Source organism: Staphylococcus sp. FW104-15G4D (assembly GCF_058790135.1).
Genome location: NZ_JBYTCH010000001.1, coordinates 564,035 through 575,003, shown reverse-complemented (window position 1 = coordinate 575,003; position 10,969 = coordinate 564,035). Strand labels below are relative to the sequence as shown.

Sequence of the window (10,969 nt, the reverse complement as noted above, 5' to 3'; positions counted from 1 at the left end):
ATTTCTTTAAGTAACCAAAAAGATGAACAAAATTATTTCAAGTTGGAATAACTTTCAGTCACGGTTATTCTCCCTTTTCAACTTTCTAAATAATTTACGTCTTTTTATCGGTTGATCATTTAATTGTTTCAGTGATGTATAGCTAATGAATACTTCATTTTTTAATAAATTCATCAACTATTATAGCCGAAATTTGAACAAAGGGTCAACCTTTCAACTGGTAGAGTAATATACTACCTGCAATAGCAACATTTAAACTCTCAGCTTTACCATAAATGGGTATGATAAGATTTTGTGTTGTTTGTTGTAATAATTCTTGGTTTACACCTTCACCTTCGTTGCCTAATAATAAAGCAAATCGTGATTGAGCCTCTATCTCTTTAAAGCTTACTGCATCTTCGAGTGCTGTTCCATACACTGGGCCATCAAATTCATTAATGTAAGTTGTTAAACCCTTAATAACAATAGGAATATGGAATATACTACCCTGACTCGCTCTCATTACCTTATCTTGATATGGGTCTGCAGTACCCTTTTCCATTACAATTAAATCTATGCCAGCAGCATCTGCAGTGCGAATTAATGTACCTAAATTACCTGGATCTTGAATTCGATCAATTAATAATACTTGTTGCGCTTCGGTATCATTATAATGTGGCTTTTCAATCACCGCAAAGAAACCTTGAGGTGTTACAGTACCAGATAGAGCTTCAGCCACTTTCATATTAATTTCATATGTTTCATTCGCGTAATCAATTAGGTCCTCATCTGTTCTGTCAGGTTCTATTACAAATAATTGCTTTATTTCAATACCACTTTGATACGCTTCTTCGATAAGGTGTATTCCTTCTATTAAAGCTAGACCTGTCTTATCACGATCACGTTTCTTTTTTAACTTATTTGCATTTTTTATTTTATTATTTTGAGCAGACGTAATTTGTTCCATGATCATTTCTCCAACTCTTAAGTTAATGTATTCATATTGTAATCTAATATCAATTGATTTCAAAGTCCACTATAATTTTTAAATTTAATTACTACTATAAAAAGAAGCAAGCGAAGGTTTGAAATTGACATAATTTGTTTCAATTATGTTTAGACAACAAACTCTCGACTTGCTTTAGTTTGTATCGAAATCAAGTTTTTTTAATTTCAATTAATCACACTTACTTCTTTTAATTACAGTACACATTATTTAAAGTATTGGTATCCAATATCATATTTCTTAACTACATTTTCAAGAATTGGGCTTGATGCATCTGCTGATTGGTGACGAACATTTTTATGTGCTTTTTTAAACACATCTGATTGTAACCAATCAATAAAAGCTTGTTCAGATTCCCATAATGTTAAAATTTTTACTTCATCATAATCTGGTTGTTCTTTAGTATTTGTTACAAACATCCCTTTAAAGCCTTCAAGTGTTTCAATACCATGTCTTGTGTAGAACCTTTCTATTATATCTTGAGCTGTTCCTTTATCTAATTTTAATTTATTTTCAGCCATAAATTTCATGATGTTTTCCTCTTTTCTGTTAATTTATTTTGACTATCTTCGCCACAACAACAATTCTTCCTGATGTTTGGTTATAAGCGTCCTCGCAAGTAGACAAAGTAACTATCTTGTCTTGATTAGTAATTTGAACTTTTGTTTGTATCTCCGATTTTTTCTTTGTATTATCTATAAAATGTTGAAATTCAGATGGTGTTTTAAAATCTGTTTGTATATAGTTATCTTTCGTAGTAGTGCGATATGCACTAAAGACTTGCAATTGATATTTACCATATTTCGTGTCGTATTGAATATTTTGATGCTGATCAAAGTAACTTTGCTTTAAATACTTTTCTAGTACATCAAACATTGTATTATCACCCATGTGGTGACCATAAATAATAGTATTCGAATTAGGAGTTTTTACAGAATTTCGATAATCCATAAAAATACTTCCCTTACGTGTCTTTTCATGATCAAAATCTTCTCTTAAATAGTCATGATTGGTTTTACCTTGTAATACTGGATAATTTAATGATGTCCCTTTAAGTTGTATCCATCCAACAATATCTTTATTAATAGATTCTAATTTAGAAAATTGTGGACGTACCTCATTTTCGTTAGACAGGGACTCTGACTTAAATTGTTGTTGTAAATTTTTATACCTTTTAGCTGACGCTTTGTCTTCAAGATAAGTTTTAAACAACTGATAACTAAAGATAAGGATGACTGCTATTAATACAATTTGAATAAGTCTAACGAATTTAATCATTTGAATCCCTCACCCTTTTTCTACAAACAATCATGCCACATTCACTGTCATTTATAACTTTAGCGTCAATTTGATACATTTCTTTTAAAATTGTTTCATTAATCACTTCTTGAGGCGCACCTTGCGCAATAACTCCTTTATCATTTAGGCAAATCACTTCATCACTATATTCTATTGCTTGATTAATATCATGAAGTACCATAATAAAAGTAATATGATAATGATCTTTTAAAGTACGAATAGTATCTAAAACTTGATATTGGTAATGAATATCTAAATAAGTGGTTGGCTCATCCAATAAGATGTAACGAGGTTCTTGCACTAATGCAGTTGCTAAAAATACTCTTTGTGCTTCACCTCCAGATAATGACGCCAATTTTTTATTCTGAAGATTTACTAAATTCAGTTGTTGAAGAATGTTTTGAACAATTGTTTCTTTTTTAACATCCATTTTCAACCAACTTTCATGACTATATCTTCCAAGTTCTATGTATTGTCTTACAGTGAATCCTTCCGGAATATTCATCTTTTGATGTACTGTAGCAAGTTTACGTGCAAATGCTTTCTTACTAAATGTTTTCAAATCTAACTCATCTAAATATATAACTCCTTTTGAAGGCTTCAAATTTCGAGAAAGTAACTTTAACAAAGTGGATTTTCCACATCCATTCGGTCCGATAATAGAAGTAATTGCACTAGAGCTAAATGTTAATGAGAGATTTTTTATAATTTCCGAATCATTCTTATATTGAAAATGAAGCCCCTTAACTCGCATCATTAACAGCTCCCTTACAAATAAGATAGATTAAAATTGGGCCACCTATAAGCATCATAATGACATTCGCTGGTATTTCGAGTGGTGGATGTAACGTTCTACCTAACAAATCAGTTGTAACAACAAACCATCCTCCTAAAATTATAGATAGTGGTATCACTTCTTTATAATTACTACCAATTAACTTACGTACAATATGTGGAATAATTAAGCCTACAAAAGCTAGTGGACCTACAATTGCAGAAGAAGCACTCGCTAGAAGTACAGCTACGCCCCCAATGATTAATCTATATTTAGTAATGTGAAAGCCTAAATTATTAGCTTGCTTATCCTCTAAAGCTAATAAATTTACTTTAGATGTTAAAAGCAATGTGATTACTAAACCTATACTCGCTGATATTCCGATAATCTTAACATCATTCCATGTTTTCATAGTTAGTCCTTGAGGTATTTTCAGAAATGGATTCTGTGCAAATAAATCAAGTACTCCGGTTAGCATTGCATACATTGCTACACCGATTAATATCATACGTGTCGGTTGAAATTTGAATTTCACACTTAAGAGAAATAATAATAGAAAAGGTATCATTCCTCCTAGAAAACTAAGTAAAGGTACGACAAAAAATAATTGGGGTGTCACCAATAATAGAATCATACGCATGACAAGTGCTCCTGATGAAACACCGAGTAGTTGCGCGTCAGCTAAAGGGTTTTGCAAAACTGCTTGCAATAATGCTCCAGATACCGAAAGCATTGCACCAACACATAAAGCGATAATGATTCTAGGTAATCTTAAATCAATGATTGTGTCTACATTAGAAACATGACCAGTAGTAAATTGGGTTAATATATCTTTAAGAGAAATAGGTATCGTACCAACAATAAATGACACATATACTGTCACACATAGGAGAATAATTGAAATTAGAAAGAGTAATTTAGAGTAGTGTTGTAACATTATTTCCCCCATCACTTTTTATAAAATAGATTGTATAACTGTGTCATAGCATCATCAGCGTCTACATTTGCAGTGATACCAAATGGTACTTCCTCTAAATCATAAACTTGATCCGTTTTAACTGCTTTGAAATGCTTCCAAATATCATTTTGTTTAAATTCTTTTTGGAACATTTTCTTAACTTCATCTGGCATCCCGTGAGGAAGTCTTAATATAATATCGGGATTAACATTAACTAAATGTTCCGTGTTAGAAGAAATATACTGTTTAGAATGGTCTTGTATGACATTCTCTCCACCAGCGATTTTTACGAGATCTCCAATATATGATTTATCAGTGGCAACTAAATAACTGCCAGGTATCCCCATAAGTATCAGTACCTTAGGATGTTTCTTTTGTTTTGCAACTTTACTTTCAATATTCGCTTTCACGGAATTAAGGTGATGATTTAGTTCTTTAGCCTTCTTCTCCCTATTAAACTGTTTACCAAGTTCAGTAATAGATTTCTCCATGCCATCTAAACTATCATAATCATAGAAGTAACCTTTCATGTTTAACTGTTTATAAAAGGGCTTCATTTCATCTTTAATAGTAGATACACTCAAAACATGTGTAGGATTCACTTTTTTAACTGCCTCTACACTTGGTTCCATCGGTTGGCCGACTTCTGGAACATTTTTATATCGATCTGGTAACTTTTTATAAGATGTGGGCTTACCTACAATAGGTAAATCTAACTTATCTAATGTCATCGTTAAAGCGACGGTAGTAGGTACGATACGAATACCCTTCGATTCAGCTTTATCTTTCTTTTTATTGCTATTATCCGCCTCGCAACCACTGAGTAAAACGATAAATAATATGATAGTAAAAATTTTTCGGGTTTTTCTCATTTTTTCGACTCACTCTTTCTTTTAACAAAATATGTTGCGATTAAAGCTAAAATTGCCAATAAAATAACAGAGCCAAGAAGATAGTATGTATTTCTATGATTAGGGAGTACATCCTCATTATGGTCTTTTTTTGCAACTTTCTTCTTATCAGCATCTCTATTGAAGCTTGGATTAGGTTTATCTTTTTCCTTTTTAAAAGGATTAAGTTGAGGCAATTGGCTATACCTAGAATTAGTATTTGTATTTAAACTAGCTGGAGTATTTGAATTAGTCCGATTTAATGAATCTGAGCTCGGTTTATCTGTACTTGGTTTAATTGATAGATTGCTATTTGAATTAGAAAATTTATTTTGTTCTTCTCTATTGATAATCTGATTTGACGACATATCTTGTTGAGTTGATTGTTTTGACTCTTTTAGATGACTATTCTCATTTTTTATTTCATTAAATTGTCCTTCTTCTGTTTTTAAAATTTTTTTTAGGCTCTCTTTATCATCAAACTGATTAGACTTGTTATTCTGAGCGTCTTTGTGGTTAACCTTTTCATCATTCTTTTCGCTATGTTTCATAACGATATAAGTGGTATACGTATGGTCGTAATGTATCGATGGTATTTTAATGTGGATACGAGATTTTATTTCTTCTTTTATGTTAATAAGGGGTATTTGAATGGTTACCGTATCTTGTTCTTTATCCTCATTTACAATCTTCACTTTTAATTCTTTATCATGTTGGTAGAATTTATAACTTTCCCACCATTCTCTGTTTAATAAAGTCATTACAAAATATGTTTGATTACCGTCATTAACAATATAACCAGGATGTTTTACATACTCATCCATATGTGAAACATCCCTATTATTCTGTTTACGAACGTAAAATTCTATCGTTTGTTCTATCTTATTTCTAATTTGTTGATGATCACTATGGCGTTTCGCATGATTTTTATCTTTTTCAAAGCTTTCTTTAATATAATAATCGGCTGATGATAGATTTTTATCATCAGCCTTTACTTGATAAGTATCATTATTTAAAGATATTCCTAAAGTAAACGCTATAACGAATAATTTCATCATTAAGCGACTACAATATTTCATTATTCATTACCTTTTTTTAATTTGAATGACAAAACTGAAATTGTAATTAATACAAATAGAGAAGCTATAGGAATTAAATATGTATATGTAGGGATTCCACCACTAGTTTGAGGATTTTCAGCAGTTGATTTATCTTGGACAATATTTGGTGATCCAGTCGCTCCACCATCTTTACCATCAAATTTAAAAGTAATATTGTAATGATGATCATATTTAAATGGCTTACCATTTACTGGCTCATTGATGTAAACTGCAATTGTTCCGTTTACTTTACCAGAAGCTTTGTTTACCACAAATTCAGATGTTCTCATGTCTTTACTAGCATCTTTGCTAATAATTTTCTCTTTGCTACCCTCAATAGTCATTCCAGTAATCCAATGACTATGATTAACTGTGATTTGAAGTACTTTCTTCCCATCTTTTTCAATTAATTTTGCAGGCTTCTCAAAATAGTCATTTGCCATCGAAGTATCATTTGTATTATATTTTAAAACTTCAAAATTAATAGACTTACCTTCGGCTGCGTAACTTACATTAGGTCCCCAATTCACTAAAAATATTATTAAAACTAAAACAAAACTTAACGTTTTATAAGTCACTTTCATTTATACAACCTCCATAAGAGTGATAAAACTTGATAAATTACTCACCCTAATTCTTGTAAAAATAATAAATGAAAATAGTTATCAACGTCAATATAAAATTGATAATATTTTTAATTAGTTGTTTAAAGTTATAAAAATATGCTAATATATTGTTTGACCATTATCATTGGATAATGTTTTATTTCACTCTAATTCTATAACTTCTCAAAAGACAACTGAGACAACTACTTATCAAAGGAGAGAATAAGTTATGAACAAACCTAACAATTTTTCAAATGACAAACCCACTCAGAAAAATCACTATTCAATTAGAAAATTCACGGTTGGTACTGCTTCTATTATTGTAGGTTCATTCCTTTTCTTCGGACAGGCACATGCTGAAGAAGGCACGGAAGGTAATACTTGGCAAAGAGAAGCTGTAGGTACCGTTAACACAGCTGGTCAACCGAGCACTACAAGTCAAGACCAAAATAATCAAGCTGGTACAGGTACTCCTGCTGCTACACAAACAGGTCAAGATGGAGCTAAAACAAACACTGCCGACCACCAAGGTCAAGGCACTGCAGAAGCTACAGGAACTCAAACTAATCAAGCCGATGCTACACAAACAAACCCTAGTCCAAATACTACCGGACAAGATAACCAAGCTACTAGTACTCCACAAGGAACTCAAACTGCTGGCACAGGTCAAACTGCGCCAACTACAGCTACTGGAGATACTCAAGCTAAACCTCATGCTGAAACAGCAGATCAAGGTAATGGAGCTACTGTGACTCCTAGTCCTCAAAATGATGCAACTTCCCCAGCAGCTTCAACAAAACCAGAGGCAACGACTGGTCAAGATGCTACATCTAAACCAGGTACTACTGAAAACAATAGTACAGGTCAAGGTGCTCAAGCTGGTACTGTAGGTGCTGGAACACCTACTCCATCTCAACCTGAAACACAACCTAATACAGACACTACAGGTTCAGCTAAACCAAGTACTAGTACTACTGATCAAGAGAAACCTAATACAGAAGATCATGGAGAACAAACAGGTACTTCAGCTGGTAATGCTCAAAATGCTGCAGGTACTCCTGGCGAAACTAAACCTAATCAAGCTACACCTGCTCCAAACAATCAAGATACTCAACCAGGTAATACTAATAATGATGCTGCCACAACTCCACAACCTGGAACTACAGGACAAGATACTCAAGGTACTCAATCTAAACCTGGTACAACTGAAACAGGGACAGCTCAAAATACAGGGACTACAGATACACAAGCTAAACCTGAGGCTGGCAATCAAAATGCAGGAACTACTGTGACTCCACCTGCTGATAAAGATAATCAAGCTGGACAAGGTACTGCAGGCACTGCAGGTACTCCTGCACCTGAAACTAATAACGGTGCGACTGGTACTCCTGGAACTACTGCACCTGAAAATAACAACCAAGCTGGACAAGGTACTGCAGGCACTGCAGGAACTCCTGCTCCTGATACTAATAACGGTGCAACTGGTACTCCTGGTCAAACAACGCCAAATGGTCAAGAAAAACCAAGCGCTCCTGGTACTGATCAACAAGGCCAAGACACACCTCAAACAGGTACTCCTGGTCAAGATACTCAAACGGGTGAAAATGGTACAGGCACTACTGTAACGCCTTCTCCTAATCAAAACCAAGCTGGTAATGAAAACCAAACTAAACCAGGTACTGATAACAACGCTGGGGTTACTACTCCTGACCAAGGTACTGCACCTAAACCTGGCACTGATCAAAATCCTGGAACAGATACTCCAGATCAAAACAACCAAGCTGGACAAGGCACTACTGGTACTACAGGTACTCCTGCTCCTGATACTAATAACGGTGCGACTGGTACTCCTGGTCAAACAACACCAAGTGGTCAAGATAATCAAGAAAAACCAAGTACTCCTGGTAATGATCAACAAGGCCAAAACACACCTCAAACAGGTACTCCTGGTCAAGGTACTCAAACGGGTGAAAATGGTGCAGGCACTACTGTAACGCCTTCTCCTGATCAAAATACTGAAGTAAAACCTAATGACAATGGTGTCGCTAAACCTGATACTAACAATAATGCTGGTGCTACTACTCCTAACCAAGGTACTGACACTGATCAAAAACCTGGTACAGATACTCCAGATCAAAACAACCAAGCTGGACAAGGCACTACTGGTGCTACAGGAACTCCTGCTCCTGATACTAATATCGGTGCAACTGGTACTCCTGGTCAAACAACACCAAGTGGTCAAGATAATCAAGAAAAACCAAGTACTCCTGGCAATGAAAATCAAGAAAAACCAGATACTAATAATGCTGAACAAGCTAAACCTACTACTCCGGAACAAAATGGCCAATTAGGTGCTGGTGTTAAACCTGGTACAGCTAATCCTGATCAAAATACTGAAGTTAAACCTAATGAAAACGGTAATCCTAAACCTGGTACAGTTACTCCTGATCAAAACAACCAATCTGGACAAGGTACTACTGGTACTACAGGAACTCCTGCTCCTGATACTAATAACGGTTCAACTGGTACTCCTGGTCAAACAACACCAAGTGGTCAAGATAATCAAGAAAAACCAGATACTAATAATAATGGACAAGCTAAACCTACTACTCCGGAACAAAATGGCCAATTAGGTGCTGGTGTTAAACCTGGTACAGCTAATCCAGATCAAAATACTGAAGTAACAACACCTAATGAAAACGGTAATCCTAAACCTGGTACTGATCAAAAACCTGGAAATGGCCAAACTGGTGGAGACACTAGCGGAAATACTGGTTCAAACAAAGATACTCAAACTGGTGGAGACACTGGACGAAATACTGGTGAAGACAAAGGTGGTCAAACTGGTGGAGACACTGGCAACACTGATAGTGATAACAAACAAACTGTTGTTAACGATGAGGTTAAAACTTCAAATGGTTCAAAAGATAAATCTGAATTACCGGAAACTGGATTAAGCGATGAATCAGACTACGCTACTACTGTATTCGGCACAATAACTTTAGCTGCATCATTATTACTATTAAGAAGACAAAGAAAAGAATCTAAATAGTTATAAATTTCATGGCGAGCTAATCTAATCAAGATTAGCTCGTTTTTTATGTTTTAAAATATAATAATGAAATTATTAAAAAATCATTCACTTAATTTTATATTAGTGTATAATATCTTTGTGTTAATTGATAAATAATATCAATAAAAATTACATAGGAGTTGTTCACAACATGAAACATCAACATAAGAAAAACACACTCATTTTAAATAATTTCTTTTCAATTAGAAAGCTTAAATTTGGAGTAGCTTCAATCACATTAGGTTCAGCACTTATTATTGGTGCACACCATGAAGCTCAAGCCGCTGAAAGCAATAATAGTCAAGGTACTCAAAACTCTACAACTATTGACCAAACTAACAAAAATACGAATCAATCAGCGCAACAAGCGCAGTCCAAACCAGCCGATACGGTTGCTACTCAAAATTCAAATACTCAAAATAACCAAGCTACTACGCAAAATGCGCCAACTACTAATACAAACAATAGTAATTCAAAGTCGAATGAACTTTCTCAAACTTTAAATTTCCAAGTTCAAAAAGATAAAACAAACGACGTTTCTCACATGGATCAATATGTGCAGCATCCTGGTAAAGTAATAAAAAAAGATGATAAGTACTACTTCCAAATCACTTTAGACAACGCCTCATGGTGGAAGAGTTTTCGATTTTTCGATGAAAATGAAACTGAATTACCCACTACAGTTGTAGATGATAATACTGAGAAAGATACTAAAACAGTAAATATGGAAGTAACACCAGGTATGAATAATATTATTAGTAAAGTTCATATTGTAATACCTGCTTTAAAATATGATCATGAATATACAACACATATTGAATTAGAAAGTGTCATCCCTACTATTGAGGACCCAGAACCAACGGCTACTCAAAACCAAGCTAAACAAAATGATAATATGAATGTAGAACAACCTGATGCTGGTAATAATCAAGCTAAAAATGAAAAACCATCAGCTCCGGTAAACCATACTGATACTAATAATCAAAACACTAAAATTGATAGTCAGGACAAAAAAGATAACGCTTCTACAGATCAACAACCTGATGCTAATAAAAAACAAGACACGACTCAAAAGCCTTCAGCGCCTGTAAGCGATACTGTTACTAACAATCAAAATGATAAAACTGATAATCAAGCTAAAAAAGATGACGCTTCTAAAAATCAACAAACAGCTACTGACAAAAAACAAGATACTAAAAAACCGGCAGCTCAAGTAAGCGATACTACTAAAAAGCAAGATGTAAAAACTAATAAAAAAGATGATACTTCTAAAGATAAACAACC

The 10,969-nt window shown here is 34.0% G+C and carries 10 protein-coding genes; 2 read left to right on the top strand and 8 right to left on the bottom strand.

Annotation, left to right across the window (positions count from 1 at the left end):
* Positions 1 to 205 precede the first annotated feature (205 nt).
* The 8 genes from AC3WQX_RS02950 to isdC all read right to left on the bottom strand — a co-directional run bounded on the left by AC3WQX_RS02950 (position 206) and on the right by isdC (position 6,591).
* On the bottom strand, positions 206 to 946 hold the full coding sequence (locus tag AC3WQX_RS02950; protein WP_002435147.1) for a TrmH family RNA methyltransferase: 741 nt from the start codon (positions 944 to 946) through the stop codon (positions 206 to 208).
* Positions 947 to 1,191: 245 nt separating this feature from the next.
* On the bottom strand, positions 1,192 to 1,515 hold the full coding sequence (locus AC3WQX_RS02945; RefSeq protein ID WP_002435201.1) for an antibiotic biosynthesis monooxygenase: 324 nt from the start codon (positions 1,513 to 1,515) through the stop codon (positions 1,192 to 1,194).
* 19 nt (positions 1,516 to 1,534) lie between these two features.
* Positions 1,535 to 2,263 (bottom strand): class B sortase, encoded by a 729-nt coding sequence (gene srtB, locus AC3WQX_RS02940; RefSeq protein WP_023350445.1) that lies wholly within the window; start codon positions 2,261 to 2,263, stop codon positions 1,535 to 1,537.
* Positions 2,256 to 3,038, bottom strand: coding sequence for an ABC transporter ATP-binding protein (locus AC3WQX_RS02935; RefSeq protein ID WP_037560586.1), 783 nt, complete (start codon positions 3,036 to 3,038; stop codon positions 2,256 to 2,258). Before AC3WQX_RS02935 ends, srtB begins: the two co-directional genes overlap by 8 nt.
* Positions 3,028 to 3,996 carry a FecCD family ABC transporter permease gene (locus AC3WQX_RS02930; protein WP_037560588.1) on the bottom strand — a complete coding sequence of 323 codons (969 nt, stop codon included), beginning with the start codon at positions 3,994 to 3,996 and terminating at the stop codon, positions 3,028 to 3,030. Before AC3WQX_RS02930 ends, AC3WQX_RS02935 begins: the two co-directional genes overlap by 11 nt.
* Before the next feature lie 11 nt (positions 3,997 to 4,007).
* Positions 4,008 to 4,889, bottom strand: coding sequence for a heme ABC transporter substrate-binding protein IsdE (isdE, locus tag AC3WQX_RS02925; RefSeq protein ID WP_023350448.1), 882 nt, complete (start codon positions 4,887 to 4,889; stop codon positions 4,008 to 4,010).
* Complete coding sequence (locus tag AC3WQX_RS02920; protein WP_492739783.1) at positions 4,886 to 5,965, bottom strand: NEAT domain-containing protein; 1,080 nt, start codon at positions 5,963 to 5,965, stop codon at positions 4,886 to 4,888. Before AC3WQX_RS02920 ends, isdE begins: the two co-directional genes overlap by 4 nt.
* A 20-nt stretch (positions 5,966 to 5,985) precedes the next feature.
* Entirely contained in the window at positions 5,986 to 6,591 is a 606-nt protein-coding gene (gene isdC, locus AC3WQX_RS02915) for a heme uptake protein IsdC (protein ID WP_023350450.1), read from the bottom strand.
* A 250-nt stretch (positions 6,592 to 6,841) separates the two neighbouring features.
* Here isdC and AC3WQX_RS02910 point away from each other — a divergent pair, with 250 nt between their 5' ends.
* Both AC3WQX_RS02910 and AC3WQX_RS02905 read left to right on the top strand, forming a co-directional pair.
* Entirely contained in the window at positions 6,842 to 9,664 is a 2,823-nt protein-coding gene (locus tag AC3WQX_RS02910) for a YSIRK-type signal peptide-containing protein (RefSeq protein WP_023350451.1), read from the top strand.
* A gap of 172 nt (positions 9,665 to 9,836) precedes the next feature.
* The coding region (locus tag AC3WQX_RS02905; protein WP_492739782.1) for an NEAT domain-containing protein at positions 9,837 to 10,969 on the top strand (1,133 nt) is incomplete at its 3' end.